General features: G+C 70.7%; 18 protein-coding genes. 10 read left to right on the top strand and 8 right to left on the bottom strand.

All coding sequences use genetic code 11. From position 1 onward, the window contains the following. The first annotated feature begins 27 nt into the window (after window positions 1–27). Together AC3AGO_RS32745 and AC3AGO_RS32740 are read left to right on the top strand one after the other, a co-directional pair. Window positions 28–1374: a TRAP transporter large permease subunit gene (locus AC3AGO_RS32745; protein ID WP_487823906.1), complete on the top strand. Its 1347-nt coding sequence runs from the start codon at window positions 28–30 to the stop codon at window positions 1372–1374. A gap of 33 nt (window positions 1375–1407) precedes the next feature. Then, window positions 1408–1668 (top strand): hypothetical protein, encoded by a 261-nt coding sequence (locus AC3AGO_RS32740; protein WP_487823905.1) that lies wholly within the window; start codon window positions 1408–1410, stop codon window positions 1666–1668. Between the two features lie 123 nt (window positions 1669–1791). On the opposite strand, the gene AC3AGO_RS32735 is transcribed toward AC3AGO_RS32740, so the two are convergent. Next, entirely contained in the window at window positions 1792–2679 is an 888-nt protein-coding gene (locus AC3AGO_RS32735; protein ID WP_487823904.1) for a helix-turn-helix transcriptional regulator, read from the bottom strand. 209 nt (window positions 2680–2888) lie between these two features. On the opposite strand from AC3AGO_RS32735, the gene AC3AGO_RS32730 reads away from it, so the two are divergent. From AC3AGO_RS32730 to AC3AGO_RS32720, 3 genes are read left to right on the top strand one after another with little or no spacing between them, the layout of a single operon-like run. Then, the gene (locus tag AC3AGO_RS32730) at window positions 2889–3587 is read left to right on the top strand and encodes a type 1 glutamine amidotransferase domain-containing protein (protein WP_487823903.1); all 699 of its coding nucleotides are present in this window, start codon (window positions 2889–2891) and stop codon (window positions 3585–3587) included. A gap of 40 nt (window positions 3588–3627) precedes the next feature. Continuing rightward, window positions 3628–3837, top strand: coding sequence for a hypothetical protein (locus AC3AGO_RS32725; protein WP_487823902.1), 210 nt, complete (start codon window positions 3628–3630; stop codon window positions 3835–3837). A 16-nt stretch (window positions 3838–3853) separates the two neighbouring features. Then, on the top strand, window positions 3854–5080 hold the full coding sequence (locus tag AC3AGO_RS32720; RefSeq protein WP_487823901.1) for an MFS transporter: 1227 nt from the start codon (window positions 3854–3856) through the stop codon (window positions 5078–5080). A gap of 238 nt (window positions 5081–5318) precedes the next feature. On the opposite strand, the gene AC3AGO_RS32715 is transcribed toward AC3AGO_RS32720, so the two are convergent. From AC3AGO_RS32715 to AC3AGO_RS32705, 3 genes are all read right to left on the bottom strand, one after another. Beyond that, window positions 5319–6635 (bottom strand): MFS transporter, encoded by a 1317-nt coding sequence (locus AC3AGO_RS32715; RefSeq protein WP_487823900.1) that lies wholly within the window; start codon window positions 6633–6635, stop codon window positions 5319–5321. 134 nt (window positions 6636–6769) lie between these two features. Then, on the bottom strand, window positions 6770–7867 hold the full coding sequence (locus AC3AGO_RS32710; protein ID WP_487823899.1) for an LLM class flavin-dependent oxidoreductase: 1098 nt from the start codon (window positions 7865–7867) through the stop codon (window positions 6770–6772). A 104-nt stretch (window positions 7868–7971) separates the two neighbouring features. Then, a complete protein-coding gene (locus AC3AGO_RS32705; protein ID WP_487823898.1) occupies window positions 7972–8754 on the bottom strand; it encodes an MBL fold metallo-hydrolase in 783 nt (260 codons plus the stop codon). 70 nt (window positions 8755–8824) lie between these two features. Between AC3AGO_RS32705 and AC3AGO_RS32700 the strand changes: the two genes are divergently transcribed. Continuing rightward, window positions 8825–9433 (top strand): CGNR zinc finger domain-containing protein, encoded by a 609-nt coding sequence (locus AC3AGO_RS32700; RefSeq protein WP_487823897.1) that lies wholly within the window; start codon window positions 8825–8827, stop codon window positions 9431–9433. A 145-nt stretch (window positions 9434–9578) separates the two neighbouring features. Further along, window positions 9579–10184: an MBL fold metallo-hydrolase gene (locus AC3AGO_RS32695; RefSeq protein WP_487823896.1), complete on the top strand. Its 606-nt coding sequence runs from the start codon at window positions 9579–9581 to the stop codon at window positions 10182–10184. A 261-nt stretch (window positions 10185–10445) separates the two neighbouring features. On the opposite strand, the gene AC3AGO_RS32690 is transcribed toward AC3AGO_RS32695, so the two are convergent. The 4 genes from AC3AGO_RS32690 to AC3AGO_RS32675 form a co-directional block, all read right to left on the bottom strand. Then, window positions 10446–10697, bottom strand: coding sequence for a type II toxin-antitoxin system RelE family toxin (locus AC3AGO_RS32690; RefSeq protein ID WP_487823895.1), 252 nt, complete (start codon window positions 10695–10697; stop codon window positions 10446–10448). Beyond that, entirely contained in the window at window positions 10694–10966 is a 273-nt protein-coding gene (locus tag AC3AGO_RS32685) for a type II toxin-antitoxin system prevent-host-death family antitoxin (RefSeq protein ID WP_487823894.1), read from the bottom strand. Before AC3AGO_RS32685 ends, AC3AGO_RS32690 begins: the two co-directional genes overlap by 4 nt. A gap of 301 nt (window positions 10967–11267) precedes the next feature. Further along, window positions 11268–11603: a dihydrofolate reductase family protein gene (locus AC3AGO_RS32680; RefSeq protein ID WP_487824897.1), complete on the bottom strand. Its 336-nt coding sequence runs from the start codon at window positions 11601–11603 to the stop codon at window positions 11268–11270. Between the two features lie 152 nt (window positions 11604–11755). After that, a complete protein-coding gene (locus tag AC3AGO_RS32675) occupies window positions 11756–14116 on the bottom strand; it encodes a glycoside hydrolase family 127 protein (protein WP_487823893.1) in 2361 nt (786 codons plus the stop codon). Window positions 14117–14412: 296 nt separating this feature from the next. Here AC3AGO_RS32675 and puuE point away from each other — a divergent pair, with 296 nt between their 5' ends. From puuE to AC3AGO_RS32660, 3 genes are all read left to right on the top strand, one after another. Beyond that, window positions 14413–15375, top strand: coding sequence for an allantoinase PuuE (puuE, locus tag AC3AGO_RS32670; protein ID WP_487823892.1), 963 nt, complete (start codon window positions 14413–14415; stop codon window positions 15373–15375). A gap of 44 nt (window positions 15376–15419) precedes the next feature. Then, window positions 15420–15920, top strand: coding sequence for an alpha-N-acetylglucosaminidase C-terminal domain-containing protein (locus tag AC3AGO_RS32665; protein WP_487823891.1), 501 nt, complete (start codon window positions 15420–15422; stop codon window positions 15918–15920). 151 nt (window positions 15921–16071) lie between these two features. Then, window positions 16072–17301 (top strand): M14 family zinc carboxypeptidase, encoded by a 1230-nt coding sequence (locus tag AC3AGO_RS32660; RefSeq protein WP_487823890.1) that lies wholly within the window; start codon window positions 16072–16074, stop codon window positions 17299–17301. Window positions 17302–17317 lie beyond the last annotated feature (16 nt).

Below are 17317 nucleotides of genomic sequence, written 5' to 3'. Positions count from 1 at the left end.
CGCTCCAAAGTCGCAGAGGGGAACGTCATGCCCGTCGGGCTGATCGCACTCGGCGCGTTCATCGCCGTCATCATCACCTGCAATGTGGTCCTCAAGCGCAACATGGGCGAAGCCATGCTGCTCGGACTGCTCGCCACCACGCTGTTCGCCGGAACCGCCGCGCCCGGAGCGCTGCTTGACGGTCTGGTCGGCGCGTTGGAGGAAGAAGTCCTCTACGCCGCCATCGCCTTCGTGTTCATGGCCTACGTCGTGGACCGGACCGGCCTCATCCACAAGCTGCTCGAGATCCTCAACTCGCTGTTCGGCCGGTTCCGAGGAGGACCCGCCCTGGTCGACACCGCCGGATCGGCCGCCATGGGCGCGCTGTCCGGCTCCAACTCCGGCAACACCGCCGCCACCGGCGCCTTCACCGGCCCCTGGATGGTCCGTACCGGCTGGAGCCCGGAACGCAGCGCCACCGTGCTGGCCGGCAACGGCGGCCTCGGCGCCGCGCTCCCGCCCAGCTCCTCGATGGTCATCATGATCGGTTTCGCCGGCTCCCTGGTCACCACCGGAGAGATCTACCTGGCCCTGCTCGCTGCCGGGCTCTACCAGGTCCTGTGGCGCGTCCTGCTCATCGTCGGCTTCGTCCGGATGGACGGGATCAAGCGCGTACCTGAGGACGAACTCCAGCCGCTGCACCGGACGTTGCGCACCGGCGGCACCGCGATGATCATCGTGCTAGGCGCGCTGATACCGATCGCGATCACCACCGGGCCCATCGCCGCCTTCCTGGGCGCCGACTCCCGGCTCGGCGGCACGGTCGACGACATCTCGCTCCTCACCTGGATCCCGGTCCTGGTCACCGTGCTCGCCCTGATCGTCGGGCGCCGCACGCTCCCCCGCACCGCGACGGGCTGGTCGACCTGGCTCACCGAGTCCATGCCGCGCTTCTCCAGCATCGGCGCACTGCTGTTCTTCGCCGTCGCCGCCAGCCAGGTCCTCAGCGAACTCGGCCTGGAGAACGACATCCAGCACGTGCTCGACGGCATTCAGCTCAACAAGTACGTCACGGTGCTGATCGTCGGAGTGCTGGTCGCCGTCGTCGCCGGACCGCTCTCCTCCACCGCCACTCTCACCGCGGTCGGCAAGGTCTCCCTGCTCGCTCTGGTCGGCGTCGGGGTCGACCCGGTCCTGGCCGTCACCGCGATCCTCGTCTTCGCCTCCACCGAGGGCGCTTCGGCCCCGGCATCCGGCTCGATCTTCGTCGCCGCCGGACTGACCGGAGCCAAGCCGGAGAAGACGTTCATGCCGCTGCTTGCGTACTACATGCTGCCGATCCTGTTCATCGGCTGCCTCATCGCCTGGGGCGTCCTGCCCGTCTTCGGCGCCTGACGACTCCAGCGACTCCAGCGGAAGGAAGAGGACATGTCCGCCACCACTACCACCGTCCCCCGGACACAGACCCTGTGCCGGAGGGCCTTCGTCACCACCCTCCTCATATTCCTGACCCTTGCCGCGGTCCTGGTCGGCACCCAACTCCTGGGCGTCGTCCTGATGCTGCCCGGATGGGTGTCCGGCGCGTCCGACGTGCTGCTCGTCCCCGCCATCACCGCCGCCGTCGCCTTCGGCCTCGTCGGTTTCGTCAGCAGTTACCTTGTGCCGAAGCCCGAAGACGCGGACGGCTGACCGGCCCCGTGACACCCCGCACGCAAGTACGGCCTACGAAGGCGTAGCTGCGCACGGCCAGTTGACGGAATCCGGGCACGTCGGGGGCCGCCGGCGTCCTTCCAGCTGAGTTCCGGCGGAGGTCTACGAGCTGCGGGGCTCGTGCTCGGCGGCTCGGCCGGCCTCTCGGGGTGTGAGCGTCCAGGAGGCGAGGAGGTCGAGGGCTTGGCGGGAGGCCGAGTCCGCTTCGGTGGTGTAGAGGAAGAGCGTGGTCTCGGAGTCGCCCGGCAGGGTGAGGGTTTCGTACTGCACGGTGAGTTCGCCGACGAGAGGGTGCAGCAGCCTCTTCGTGCCGTGCGTGCGCTGGTGTACGCGGTGCTGTCGCCACCAGCGGTCGAACTCCTCGCTGTGCTCCCGCAGTTCGGTGATGAGTTCGTGCGTGGCCCGGTCGCCGGGCGCGCGGCCGGCGTCCAGGCGGAGGTTCTCCACTGCCGCCCGGGCCTGGACCTCCCAGTCGATGAACAGCACCCGTGCGTCCGGGTCCAGGAAGAGCCAGCGGGCGTAGTTGCGCCCGGCCGGCGGCAGGGCGTCGAAATCGGTGAACAGCGCCTTGCCCATACGGGTCGACCCCAGGACGTCGGTACGGCGGCCCAGCACCAGGGCGGGTGTGCCCTCCAGGGAGTCCAGCAGCTGATGGAGGCCGGGGCGCAGGCGCTGCACGGTGGGCGGGCGGTGCTGCGTGGGAGCGACGGCGGTGCCGATGAGGTCTTCGAGATGCGCCTGTCCCGCGGCGTCGAGTTCCAGGGCCTGGGCGAGTGCCTCGACGACCGCGGGTGAGGGGACGATGCGGCGGCCCTGTTCGAGGCGGGCGTAGTAGTCGGCGGAGACACCGGCCAGTCGTGCCACCTCCTCGCGCCGCAATCCCGGCACACGGCGTACGCGGCCGTCGGGCGGCAGCCCCGCTCGCGCCGGGTCGCACTGGGCGCGGGCCTGTCTGAGGAAGTCGGCCAGCTCGCGGTTGCGGGAGGTCATGGAAACCAGTGTGGCCCGACGCGGCGAGCGCGAGCCCGCCTTACCTGGGACTGGCAGTCCCAGGTTGCCGGGACCGAGTCCGGGAAGGGCCGCTGATGGCGGCTTTCGGCAGGTGGAGGCGGGAGACAGTGGATTTCGCGCCGGGTCCGTCCGATCCGGCGGACCGGTCCTGAACGGACCGGTCGACAGCGAGATGCGAGGAAGAACTCATGGGTCGCATTCTGATCGTCATGTCCGCAGCCGATGTCTGGGAGCGCACCGACGGATCCTCCTACCCGACGGGTTACTGGGCCGAGGAACTGGCGGCCCCGTACGAGGCGTTCGTCCGCGCCGGGCACACCGTCGACTTCGCTTCCCCCGGCGGCGTGCTCCAGCCGTTGGACGAGCACAGCGCCGACCCCGAGATCGCCGGTGAGGACTGCGCCCGCCATGTGGCGAACGCCGAGAAGGCGCTCGGCGACTTCGGGCCGCTGCTGAAGCTGAACGAGGTCTCCGTCGATGCCTACGACGCTGTCGTGCTGCCCGGCGGACACGGGCCTGTCGTCGACCTCTTCCAGGACGGCGACCTCGGCCGGCTCCTGGCCGACGCCGAACGGAAGGGAAAGATCGTCGGTGCCGTCTGCCACGGCCCGGCCGGGCTGCTCAGCGCCGTCGACGAACAGGGCCAGTGGGTCTTCGCCGGACGCCGGATGGCCGCGTTCACCGACGAGGAGGAGCGGATGTTCGGCACCGCCGACAACGCCCCGTGGCTGCTGGCCGGCCGGCTGCGCGAGAAGGGCGCCCATCACGAGTACGGCGAGCCCTACCAGGCCTTCACCGTTCAGGACGCCAACCTCATCACCGGCCAGAACCCGGCCTCCAGCACCCCCATGGCCGACGCGGTCAACGCTGCGCTGGCAGCGAGGTGACAACTGCCCCGGCCCCAACTCCTTCGCGATCCGCCAGGAGTTGAGCCGTTCGCGCGACATCTGCGGCGCCGAACGCGGGCCCGTGCCGGTCGTACTGGTGCTGCGGAGCAGCTACAGCGCCGAACAGGATGCCCTGGTACGCATGTTGCGCAAGGAGGCGGCCGGTCCGGGCGTCGCGGTGCTCGAGTCGGTCGACCGAGCCATCGCCGCACTGGGCCGCGTCCGCCGGCTCAACGCCCGGCACAGCTGACCCCGGAGGCCGATACGTGACTCCCCCGACCACTAGTACGCCGCTCGACTCCACGCCGCGCACCAGACCGGCCACCGCGCTCACCCTGATCGCCCTGGCCACGTTCTTGTCAATGAGCGTCTGGTTCTCCGCCTCCTTCGTCGTCCCACAGCTGCAAGACCTGTGGAACCTGAGCAGCGGGGAAAGCTCACTGCTGACGATCGCCGTCCAACTGGGCTTTGTGGTCGGGGCTCTCGCCCTGGCCGCGACCGGTCTGGCCGACGCCCTTCCGGGCCGGCGCCTGATGTGCCTGGGCGCGCTGGCCGCCGCAGTGATGAATCTGGTGCTGCTGTGGGCGCCGGGCTTCACGGTCGCCGTCCTCCTGCGGGCGCTGACCGGCGCCTGCCTGGCCGCGGTGTACCCGCCGGCTCTCAAAGAGGTCTCGACCTGGTTCCGCACCGGGCGCGGCACCGCACTGGGCGTCATGATCGGGGCGCTCACGCTCGGCTCCGCGGTACCTCAACTGGTCAAAGCTACCGGCGGACTCGAGTGGCACGTGGTGATCGTCGCAACGTCGGTCCTCACCGCCACCGGCGCACTGTCGACCCTGCTGCTGCGCAGCTCCGGGCCCTACCCCTTCCCCAAATCCACCTTCAGCCTGCGAGCTGCGCTGCGGGCCGGCCGCAGCCGCCGCGTCGTGCTCGCCAACATCGGCTACGCCGGGCACATGTGGGAGCTGTACGCCATGTGGGCCTGGATCGGCACGTTCCTCGCGGGCCTGCACGGCTTCGCGGAGCGCCCGAACGGCGCGCAACTGGCCGCGCTGGCCGCGTTCGGCTGCATCGGCGTGGGGGCCGCCGGCTGTCTGATCGGCGGACGCATCAGCGACCGGTACGGGCGGGCCCAGTCAGCGCTGATCAGTCTCATCTGCTCGGGAAGCGCCGTGATCGTGCTCGCGTTCGTGCGCACCCTGCCGCTGCCGGTCGTGCTGGTGGTGTCCGCCTTCTGGGGGTTCTGGGTGATCGCGGACTCCGCCCAGTTCTCCGCCATGGTCACCGAGAGCGTCGACCAGCGCTACGTCGGCAGCGCCGTATCCCTGCAACTCGGAATCGGCTACGTGACCACCGCGGTGACGATCTACCTCGTCCCCGTCCTGGCCGACGCCAGCTCGTGGACTCCGGCACTCCTTGTCCTCGCACTGGGCCCCCTCGTCGGCATCGGGGCCCTCGTCGGCTATCTCCGCTCCTCCGCCCCACCGGCATGACACCGGCCATGCACGACACGGCCATGCCGTCCGGCCCTGCGACGCAGCCGCGCCCCTCAGTCCTCCACCACCCTGCCCCCACCCGAGGAGACCCTGGCGGCCGGCGTGAACTACAACATCGTCTGGGCGGCCTGCCTGCGCTTCGGGCACAACTTCTGCGTAGCGGTGGGGAGTCGGGAGTCGGTCGGTCATTGCGGGATGTCGGGGCGGGCCCACGGTTTGGTGCTGTTCAGCGGCGTTACGAGGCAGGTGTGCGGGGTGAGTTCTTCCGGGCGGTGAGGATGACTGCGGGGAGGAGAGACAGTGCGAAGGCGGCGCCGGCGAGAGCCAGGAGGGGGTAGCTGGCTGCGGCGACGACGATGCCGGAGGTCATGCCGCCGGTGGCGCCGGCGATGGCTATGGCGACGTCGACAACGCCCTGGGTCTTGGCGCGGGTGGCGAGGGGGACGGCGTCGGTGATGATGGCGGTGCCGCTGACGAGGCCGAAGTTCCAGCCGATGCCCAGCAGGACGAGGGCGAGGGTGAGCAGGAGGACGGAGTCGGCGGGCGCGGTGGCGGCGAGGATGCCGGCGGCCAGCAGGGTCAGGCCGGAGGCGGCGGCCATGGAGGTGGGGCCGTAGCGGTCGGCGAGGATTCCGGTCAGGGGCGAGGGCAGATACATCGCGCCGACGTGCAGGGCGATGACGAGGCCGGAGGCCGCGGTGCTGTGGCCGTGGGCGTGCATGTGCACGGGGGTCATCGTCATGATCGCGACCATGACGAGCTGGCTGAGGACCATCACCAGCACCCCGAGAGGCAGGCTGGGGCGGCGGCGTTCTGTGGACTGCGGGGTTTCGTGGGCCGGGTCCGCGGCGGTGCGGTCTGCCGCCTGCTGGTCGGCGGGGAGCGTACGGGCGAGTACGAGGGGGTCGGGCCGCAGCCAGACGAGCAGGGTGACCGCGGCCAGGGCGAACGCGACGCTGGAGATGAGGAACAGGCCGGTCAGGCGGGGCAGGGCCAGGGCGGTGGCGAGGTGTCCGGCGGGGGCGGTGAGGTTGGGGCCGACGACGCCGCCCAGGGTGGTGGCGACCAGGACGGTGGACACGGCGCGGGCACGGCGACGGGGAGTGGCGAGGTCGGTTCCGGCGTAGCGGGCCTGGAGGTTGGCGGCAGTGCCGGCGCCGTAGAAGAAGAGGGAGACGAACAGCAGGGCGGGGTTGTCGAGGGTGGCGGCGGCGATGACTCCGGCGCCGCCGAGGGCGCCCGCGACGTAGCCGGCGGCCAGGCCGGGGCGCCGGCCGCGGGCGTGGGAGATGCGGCCGATGATGACGGCGGCGAGGGCGGACCCTGCGGTGAGCAGGGCGCTGGGAAGTCCGGCCAGGGTGGTGGAGTGGAGCATGTCCTGGGCCAGGAGGGCGCCGACGGTGACGCCGGCGGCGAGCCCGACTCCGCTGAGGATCTGGGAGATCAGCAGGATGACCAGGGTGCGCTTTTGCGTCTCGGGTATGGAGGCGGGCGGGGTGGGCGATGAGGCGTCCGCCGGTGCGGCGGGGGACGTGGCCGTGGTGTTGTGCATGGTGACTCCGTTGCGGGCCTTTCGGTGACGTGGGTGGGTCACCAAGTGATCGGGATGGTGGGCCTCTTCGGCGCAGGGCGGTGTGGCCGGCCCGCAAAGCGCCCTGGGGGCCGGGGCGTTGAGGCGGGGCCGTATCAGCGCGTGGCGTTCGGTTCCGGCAGGTGCGGCAGGGCGTAGGCGTCGGCGAGGAGTTCGGTGGAGCGCAGCAGCGCCTCAGGGGTGTGGCCCACGGTGGCGAGCATGATCTCGTCGGGACGGGCTTCCTCGTGCAGACGGTTGAGGCGCGCGGTGACCTGGTCGGGTGTGCCGTGCAGGACGCTGCCGGTCCAGTGGTCGAGGATCTGCCGTTCGGCCGGGGTACAGGGGTGGGCGGCGGCCTCGTCGGGGGTGGGCAGGAGGAAGGACTTGCCGTGCAGCATGCGCATCATGCTGTGGGCGTAGCTGCGCGTCTGCCGCAGGGCCTCGTTCTCGTCGTCTGCGGCCATGACGGCGAAGCTGGCCAGTGCGTACGGTTCGGCGAGGGCTGCCGAGGGGGTGAACCGGTCGCGGTAGAGCTGGAGCGCGGCGGCGACGTCACCGGGAGAGAACTGGGCGGCGAAGGCGAAGGGCAGGCCGAGGTGGGCGGCGAGTTGGGCGGAGTAGCCGGAGGAGCCCAGCAGCCAGACCGAGGGCCGGCCGGTCGTCTGTGACAGTCCGTTCTCCTTGTCCTGGCCCGGTCCGGGGACGGCGTAGACGCGTCCGCGGTAGGGGTGTTCTGCGGGGAAGTCGTCGTCGAGGAAGTGCAGCAGTTCGTTGACCTGCTGCGGGAAGTCGCCGCCCGCTCCGGAGCGGCGCAGGGCTGCGGCGGTGGCCTGGTCGGTGCCAGGGGCGCGGCCCAGGCCGAGGTCGATGCGGCCCGGGGCGAGGGCCTGGAGCAGGCCGTACTGCTCGGCGACGATCAGTGGCGGATGGTTGGGCAGCATCACTCCGCCCGCCCCGAGCCGCAGCCGCGTGGTGTGGGCGGTCAGCCGGGCCAGCAGGACGGCGGGGCTGGAGGCGGACACACCGGGCATGGCGTGGTGTTCGGTCACCCAGTAGCGGGTGAAGCCGCGCCTGTCGGCGAGTTCGGCCAGTGCGATGCTGCCGGACAGCGCTTCGGCGGCGCTGATGCCGCGGCCGGCGAGGGCGGTGTCGAGGACGGACAGCGGCGCGGGAGCGGATCCGCGCGCCGTGCCGGTGATCGGGTCGTTCACGGGGGTTCCTTGTGCGGTGTCGCCGGACCGGTACGGGGGGTGTCGGGCCGGGGAAGGGGCCGCTGCGGTGCGCTCGTGGCGCACCGCAGCAGGGGTGTTCGGGGTCAGGCAAGTTCCACGCGGTCGATCAGGCCGGCGGTGGTGAAGGCGTCCACCAACTGCTCGCGGCCCTCGGTGAAGTGGGCCCAGCTGTCGAAGTGGACGGGCACGATGCGGCGGGCGCCCAGGACGCGTGCGGCCTCGGCGGCCTGAGTGCTGTCGAGGGTGAGCAGTTGGCCGTCCAGGGTGGGGGTACGGACCGCGCCGGCGAACAGTACGGCGGTGTCCACCGGGCCGAAGCGGCCGGCAATCTCGTGTACGAGCGGGAGTTGGGCGTTGTCGCCGCTGACGTAGACGGTGGGCAGGCCGTCACCGGTGAGAACGAAGCCGACGACCTCTCCGACGACCGGTTCGAGGTCCTCGCGCGCCCCGGGGCCGTGCAGGGCCGGAACGCCCGTGACGGTGATCGTGCCGCCGCCGGGGCGGTCCAGCTCGACGGACTCCCAGTCCTGCAGGGGGCGCGCCGTGCCGCCGAGACGGCCCGCGCCGCCGGGCGTGGTGAGGGTCAGGGGGACGTCGGCGAGCAGCGCGCGCCCCGAGGTGTCGAGGTTGTCGTCGTGCTCGTCGTGCGAGAGCAGCACGGCGTCGATGTGGCCCATGTCGGCGGGCGTGGCGGAGGAGGGTGCGGTCTTGGCGAGGCCCGAGGTGTAGGTGCCGGGGGCGTCGAAGGTCGGGTCGGTCAGCAGCCGCAGCCCGCCGTACTCGATGAGTGCGGTCGGGCCGCCGAAGACGTGGACGGGACTTGCTCGCTGGACGCGCCGGTTGCTGCCATGACGGAAACACCTCACGGATAGACTTGATGACATCCGTGACCATAGGCGTTTGTCACGGATAGAGGCAAGCTGTAACGTGAGATTCGTGAGTGAGACCGCCGCCGCCGACACCATCGATCCGGGGCTGCCACCGGCGCCGGGCGCCGAGCAGTACCCCGCACTCGACCTCGCCAACAGCGCCATCGCCCTGCCCAACGGCCAGTTCCTCGACTCGCTGGGTACGCCCTCCGGCGCCAACCAGTGGCTGGTCGACCACGACTTGGCCCCGGCGGACGCCGGCATGCAGGAGATCTGCGCGGCACGTATGCGCTCACTGCGAGAGCATGTGCGCGCCCTGCTCTCCGCCCAGGTCGGCGGCCACCCCGCACCCGCCGGCGCCCTGGCCGCCGTCAATGACGCCCTCACCCGGGTTCCCACAGCCGCTCCGCTCGACTGGGACCCCGCCCGCGGTCTGCACCGCACCGCCCCCCACCCCATCGACCAGATCGTCGACCAGGCCCTGGGCATCCTCGCCGCCGACGCCGCCGACCTGCTCACCGGACCCGACGTCGAACGCCTGACTGCCTGCCCCTCCACCCCCTGCAACCGCTACCTGCTCCGCGCCGGCCGCCGCCACTGGTGCTCGGTCCGCTGCGGCGACCGCGCCCGCGCCGCCCGCGCCCACGCCCGCCGCACCCGGGCCGCCACCGACTGAGCCCCGGCCCACTCCCCCGCCCCGGTCCGACCGTCACCGGCGACTGCCCGGGCGCGGCCCCGTACACCCTCAAGCCCCGGCATGGGCGCCCCCTGCCCTCACACCGGATATTTCCCCCTATCAACTGCTAAGGAATACACGCCCCATGAGCGCCACCTTCACCCTGCTGACCTCCGGCTACGACAGCCTCGACGCACGCAACGCCGACCGCGACGGCCGGCACAAGCCGTGGCACGTCGCCTCGACGGTCTCCCTCCTGCGCGACGGCGACACCACCGTCGTCGTCGACCCCGGCATGGTCGAGGACCGCAAGATCATCCTCGACCCGCTCGCCGCCGCGGGGATCAGCCCCGAGCAGGTCACCGACGTGGTCTTCAGCCACCACCATCCCGACCACACCCTCAACGCCGCCCTCTTCCCCCACGCACACGCCCACGACGTCTGGGCCATCTACCGCGACAACCTCTGGTACGACCGGCCCGCCGACGGCTACCAGCTCTCGCCCGCGATCCGCCTGATCGAGACTCCCGGCCACACTCCCCAGGACATCTCCACCGTCGCGGAGACCGACGAAGGGACCATCGTCCTCACCCACGCCTGGTGGACCGTCAACGGCCCCGCCGACGACCCCACCTCCGACGACCGCGAGGGCCTGCGCGCGTCACGCCGCAAGATCCTCGACCTCGAGCCCGCCCTGATCGTCCCCGGCCACGGAGCCCCCTTCACCCCCGACGAGAACACGCCCGTCTGACCCGGGAGTTCAGCCCCAGGACCGGCTCCGGCACGCCGCCGTCGCCCACCGTCTCCCCTGAGGTCCCCGGCTGACGCAACAGCCATGGCCCCCGCGAATCACAGCTGATCGCGGGGGCTTTGGCCGATCGGGCCGGCCTCCCCGACGGGGAAGGCCGGGCGCCAACTGGACCGGTACGGGGCCGAGTTCGCCGCAACCAGCCGCTGCTGTTGGTCAGGTGACGGCCGACACCTGATCATCCCCGCCAGGCGTCGGGCGCGGTCAGTTGGCGACGCGGCCGACGTGCTCGATATGGATGCAGCTGTTCGCATCGTCGATGCGATAGAGCACGCGCCAGCGATCGTGGCGCAGACGGCGGTGATCGGTGCCCCACGCGGTGGAGCCCGCAGGGCGCGGGTTGTCGGCGAGCGCGTCCGTGGCCCGGATCAATGCCGCCGCGCCCTGCGGGTCGTTCTTGAGGAACCCGGCTGCCTGATTGAGTGCGTCGGGCTCCCAGGTGACGCCGAAGGTCACAGGTCGTCCTCGGTGATGCCTGCCGCCTTCATGAGCATCTGCCGTGCTTCATCGTGCGAGACGGGCTCGGGGTTGTGGCCGCGCGAGCGCTGGAGCTCCAAGCGGGCGAGGGCCAGGGAGTCTTCGAGGTCTTCGTACTCGGCGCAGCTGATGAGCATCGCGGTAGGGGTACCTCGGTCGGTGAGGGTGATGTGTTCGTGCTGCCCGGCGCGGCGTACGAGATCGCCGAGCTGGGCGCGGGCGTCCGCAATCGCGTAGGTATCGGCCATACATCAAGTGTAACACTGGATTACACTTCGCGGATGGTGGACGGTGCCGCCAACTGCGCCGATGAGCAGCGAAGACGAAGTGGCCGTCGCGCGATCTCCGAATCTCTCGCCCGCATCGATTCCGGCGCAGCGAACTGCCCGTTTCGCCCGCCGGCCCGCCGCTCAGCGCGCACACCCCTCCCGGCCCGAAGCGACCGGAATCGCACCCCTGAACCCTCGCTCGCCCGATTCCCCCCCCGTCCCGCATCCCGGTTCCGGCGCGACGGTCCCCCGCGAAGCACACCGGAGCGTCATATTCGCCTTACGCCTCGGTGGCATCCGCAACGGGGTGGTAGCGCACATCGACCTCGGCGACGGGTTGTGAGCCGTGGGCGTGGCGCAGGCGGACCGGCCGGCCGCCGGGGTTGTCGAAGAGCCGGATGCCGTCGCCGAGCAGGACGGGGGCGATGTGCAGGTCGATTTCGTCGATCAGGCCGCGTTCGAGCAGTTGGCGGCCGATTGTCGGGGAGAGGACTTCGAGGTTCTTGCCGTCGGCGGCCTCCAGGCCGATGCGTACCGCCTCGGCCACGTCGCAGTTCAGGAACGTGACGCCGTCGGCGGGCTTGGCGTCTTCGGGGTGGTGGGTGAGGACGAAGATGGGGCGGTCCCAGACCAGACGAACGGCCCGGACTCATCACCGCGTTCCGGGCCGTTCGTCCGTCTAACCCGCAGGTCACGCCCACCGCGACACCGCAGTTTTGCCCCCGCCTCGCAGGGCGGGGCCAGCACGCCGACGTCCTCAGCCGGCTGTTACGGCGTCAGCGCCTCCTCCGCCTGGGCTGCCCGGGTCACGACCGTTGCGCCCTCCTCCCTCGTGAAGAGGTCGGCGGCGATCCAGGCGTCCGTGGTCTTGCGCACGTGGCGGAGGAAGTCGCCATGGGTGGCGAACGGGGCGGCGTCCCATACGGCGTCGAGGAAGGTGAGGCCCTCGTCGCCGGGTGAGGTGACGCCGTCGACGGGCACGTCGTAGTCCGGCAGGTTGTCGTCGCGCTTGCGGTTCGGCACCCCGGTGCGGACGGTGCCGAAGACGACCTCGGGCTCGGCCCGTCGGAAGTAGGCGGACTGGGGGCGGGTGTCGCCCGTGTAGTGGGGGCGGAGGGTGCGGCCGCCCGCCTTCAGGGTCATGTCGCCCTGCGGCGTGATCGCCGCCCGGGAGTAGTCGCCGTCGCGCTTGAGGTGGTGATAGAGCGTCAGCTCCTGGTACGAGCCCTCGGCCACCTCGCCGAGTACGGGCATCAGCAGCGGGCCCCAGAAGACGGACTGGGTGTCGGGGCGGTCGATCGCCCGCTCGACGCGGACGGTGAACGGCATCGACACCTCGACGGTGTCACCGGGGCTCCAGGTCCGGCTCAGCGTGAGGTGGCTGCCGGGCCGGGCGGAAGTACCGGGCACACGGCGGCCGTTGACCGAGACCGCGAAGCCGTCCGGGGTGCCGGCCGCCCAGCCGGGGACGCGCAGCTTGATGTCGAGCGGGCCGCTTCCGTCCACGGTCAGGGTGGTGCCCTGCTCGCGGGGGAAGTCGGTCCGCTGGGTGACGGTGAAGCCGCGCTCCTCCCAGTGCAGGGTCGACGCGACGTACAGGTTGACCCAGAGGGTCGAGTCGTCGTCGGAGCGGAAGTAGACGGTCTCCTGGTACTTGGTGCTGCTTTCCAGGCCGCTTCCGCCGCAGCAGGTCCCGGTGTTGTCGTACGCACGCTTGGCGCCGGGCGTCAGGGGCTGGAAGTACGCGAGTTGGGGGTTGTCGGTCAGGTCGGTGTCCGCTCGCTGGCCGAGCATCATGTTGACCAGGCCGCGCTCGTAGTAGTCCAGGTAGGCCGGGTCGGGGTCGAAGAGGAAGAGGTTGCGCGCCAGTTTGAGCAGGTTGTAGGTGGTGCAGCTCTCGGCGCCCTCGCCGGCGATGGCGTGGGCGATGTTGTCGCGGTTCTGGAAGAGCTCGGGGTTGGTGTTGCTCCCGGGGACGGTCCCGCTGGTGCCGCCGTGGGCGAACATGCGGTGGGGCACCACCATGCCGAAGAAGTTCTCGGCCGCGCGCCGGTAGTCGTCCTCGCCGCTGTGCTCGTGAATCCGCAGGTAGCCGACGAAGTTGGGCACGTGCGTGTTGGCGTGCAGGTGGTTCTTCCGCATCCGTCCGGGGCGGTTCGCGTCCGTGGTGACGAGGATGTCGCGGTCCTCGACGCAGGCGTCGAAGAGGGACTCGCGGTTGTCGAAGAGCTTTGCCGTCTCCAGGTACCGGTCCTCGCCGGTCAGCGCGTGGATCTCGGCGAGGACCTCGTTGATGCCGCCGTACTCCCCCGCGATGTACGTGTCCCACATCCGGTTGAGGTCGTCCCTGGTGACCGGCCCGGCGTAGTCCGGGTGGCCGATGTCCCCCCGCGTCAGCGCCAGATGGGCCCAGTCCGCCATGGTGCGGGCGACATCGAGCGCCTGCCGGTTGCCGGTGAGGGTGTACGCGTCGAGGAGGCCCCGCATGATCTTGTGCTGGGTGTACCACGGCGCCCAGGTGTCGGTGTCCGGGTCCTGGCCGTACACCGCGAACCTCGGCGGGCCCGCGCGCAGCACAGTGTCCTCGGGGAGTGCGCCCAGGTAGCCGGGGTGGACGGTTTTGCCCTCCAACGCCTTCTGGCATGCGGCGAGTTCGCGCACCATCCAGTCGAGCTTGTCCTTGTAGACCTGCTCACCCTGGTCGGCGTGGGACTGCGCGAGGCCGGTCAGATAGTGCCCCGCCCAGTGGCCGCTCAGCAGCCCGCCGTCCTCCCATCCGCCGGGTACGTCGACACCGGGCGGGTTGGGCCGCCCCGCGGTCTTGTTGAACAGCACGAGGAAGCGCCGCTCGTCGTACTCCCGCATGAATGCCTTCAGCCGGTCCCGCTTCTCCTGGAAGACACCGCGCCCCAGGGCCACTTCGGACAGCTGGAAGGGCCGTATCGGCGCGGTGCTGCCCGCCCCGACGTACCGCGGGAGGCCCTGCGCGGGCAGGCGGGACGGCGGGGGCCCCGGCGCCGCGGCGTACGCGGACGCCGGCAGGGCCCCGGCCCCGGCCATGGCGGCGGCGCCCGCGACGGAGGCGGCCATGAAGTCGCGCCGTCTTATCGGCCGACCGGAATGCGTCATGATGCGCTTGCCCTTCCTCGAACGAGTGGGAATGTGCGAGATTTCGAACTGCATTTGGCACTTCGAACCAGTCCCTTGATCTAGTGGCGGCCGGACCGCGCGTCAACACCTTGAACGAAGTGCGGTACGCGTACCGGCCGTTGGGATGGGCGTCGCGGAGGGCGCTTCGCGCTGTCCGCCGCAGCGGAGACCGGCAAAACCCCGGCGCCGGCGGGCCGGGAGACGGCCGGGGCGGCACGGATAGGATCACCGTTGGCCGAGCCCGTCGACCGCTGCCCGACGTCGAAAGGATTCCGATGTCACCCTCGCCGTTCTACGACAGCACCGCCGACTATCCCCGCGATCTTGTCGGCTACGGGCAGGACGGGTACGACCCGGAATGGCCCGGGGGTGCGCGTATCGCCGTGCAGTTCGTCCTCAACTACGAAGAGGGCGGGGAGAACAACGTGCTCCACGGGGATCCGGCGTCCGAGACGTTCCTGTCCGAGATGTTCAATCCCAGCGCCTATCCCGACCGGCACATGTCCATGGACGGGATCTACGAGTACGGCTCGCGCCAAGGGGTCTGGCGCGTTCTGCGGGAATTCGACCGGTTCAATCTGCCGCTCACCGTGTTCGGAGTCGCCACGGCCCTCGAACGCAATCCGGATGTCACCGAGGCCTTTCTCGACCGCGGCCACGACATCGCCTGTCACGGGCTCAAGTGGATCCCGTACCAGGAGGTGCCCGAGGAGACCGAACGGGCCCACATGCAGCAGGCACTCGGCATCATCGAGAAGCTCACCGGCAAGCGGCCGGTGGGCTGGTACACGGGACGGGATTCGCCGAACACCCGGCGTCTCGTCGTCGACGACGGCCGGCTCCTGTACGACTCCGACTATTACGGTGACGATCTGCCGTTCTGGATGCAGGTGAAGAACTCCGCCGGCGAAGCGAAGCCCCATCTCGTCGTGCCCTACACGCTCGACTGCAACGACATGCGTTTCGGTCTCCCCCAGGGCTACAGCGACGCCGAGCCCTTCTACCGCTACCTCTGCGACCAGTTCGACACGCTCTACGACGAGGGCGATCCGGCAGGGCTCGCCCGCCCGAAGATGATGAGCGTCGGGCTGCACTGCCGGATGGTCGGACGGCCCGGCCGGCTGCCCGCCCTGCGCCGCTTCCTCGAGTACATCGCGGCCAAGGACGACGTGTGGGTAACCACTCGGGGTGCCATCGCCCAGCACTGGCTCGACCACCACCCGTGGCCGGGGTCGTGACCGTCCGGGCCGCAGGGTGCGGGGGCCTCACCCGGCCGTGACCGGTGAGCGTGTCGCTGCTGCCCTGGTCATCCCCCGGCTTCGCCGAGTTGACCGGTGAGTGGTTTCGGTGGCTGGAGCTGCTGGATAAGGCCGTCGCCACCGACTCGGGCCATCTGCTGGGCCGGTGGACGGCCGAGGCCCGCTCCTGGGGCGCCGGCCGCGAGGAGCGGGACCGGCTGGCCTACGACGCCGAGTCCCTGCTCACCGTCTGGGGCGCCCGGCAGGCCGCCGACGGGGGCGGGCTGCGCGATTACGCCAACCGCGAGTGGTCCGGGCTGGTTTCGGGGCTCTACGCGCTGCGCCGGCGCACGTACTTCGGCGAGCTGGCCGCCGCCCTCGCCGAGAACCGCGAGCCGGAGCCGGTGGACTGGTACGCGCTGGAGGAGGAGTGGCTGCGCGGCCATCCCCCGTACGCCACCGAGCCCACCGGGGACATCGTCCGGATCGCCGGGGAGGTCAGGGACGCGCTGGGTCTGCATGCGCCGGGCCCGGACCGGGGCTGAGCGCGCCGGCTCACCGGCGACGGCGGGCGGTTCGGCCGGTCGCACGTGAGGCCGTCTTGACGCGCTCACATCACTGCGGATTGGATCAACGAGGCCGTACTGCAAGGCCGTTCAGTACGGCCGTACTCCGCTCGTCGATCCGAGGAGCCTCATGCGCACGTCCGCAGCGATATCCAGATCCGGCGCCCTCTGCACTGCCCTCACCCTCACCGTCCTCGGCGCGACGGTCGCCCTCGCGCCGACCGCCCGTGCCACCCCGCCGATCGACACCTGCGAGGTCCAGGAGAACCCCTCGTGGGACGGCTGGACGGACTACGGCGAGCTGACCCGTAGCCTGCGCTCCATCGAGCGCCGCGGCGAAGGGCGCGTACGAGTGGACAAGGCCGGGAGAACGACCGAGGGCCGCACGCTGTGGCGGGCGCGGGCCGGCCACGGCAAGAAGACCGTGCTGGTCACCAGCGCCATCCACGGCAACGAACGCACCGGCACCGAGGCCCTGTTGGAGATCCTCGACCGCCTCGGCACCTCCGGGGACCGGGACACCCGCGCCCTGCTCCGCAAGATCACCTTCGTGGCGATGCCGATGGTCAACCCGGACGGCGGCGAGCTCAACCGCCGTATGAACGTGCTCTCCTGGGACCGGGTCACCGACCGCTTCCCGCAGCTCGCGGGCGCACCGAAGGCCTGGTACCACGCGGAGGAGGGCGACGGCATCAAGAAGCCCGGCTTCGACCTCAACCGCGACTTCAGCCCTCATCTGAACTACGTGCCCAAGGCGTCGGACCTGCCGGGCAAGCAGACGGACACGGGCTTCTTCCTCTCGCCCGAGTCGCGCGCGATCCGCGACACGTACGTGCAACTGCGGCAGGAACAGGGCCGCGTGGAGACGTACGTCGACCTTCACCACATGGGCCCGTGCGACCGGCTGACGAGCGGACCGCAGGCGGGGAAGCTCATTTCCATGGCGATCGACTATCCGCCGCTCGGCGTCGAGGGCGGGGCCGAGTACAAGAAGGACTGGCCCGCTCTCGACCAGGACAAGTCGCGGCGCTACGCGCTCGCCGCCGCCAAGGGGATCCACCGCGAATACGGCATGAACCAGGCCGAGTCGGCCATCGGCCGGTACGTCCACCCCGACGAGCGCGAGTACCCCGGGCAGGGCCGCTCCGCCTTCGCGCTGAACGGTACGGGCACGGTGCTGTTCGAAGTACGGGGGCAGGCGGACGACTTGGGCGAACAGCACAAGGAAGTGTTCACCGCGTCCGTCCGCACCGGCGTGGAATCCATCATGAAGGGGGTCGCCACGGGCAGCGCCGAACGGCTCGACGGCGACGAGTTCTTCGGCCTGCCGACCTACGGCTGGGACAAGCCGAAACCGTAGGCCGGAGATCCGTCGT

The organism is Streptomyces sp. BL1 (assembly GCF_057628045.1).
Note: the sequence above shows the minus strand (reverse complement) of the source record. Positions and strands in the feature narration are given on the sequence as shown.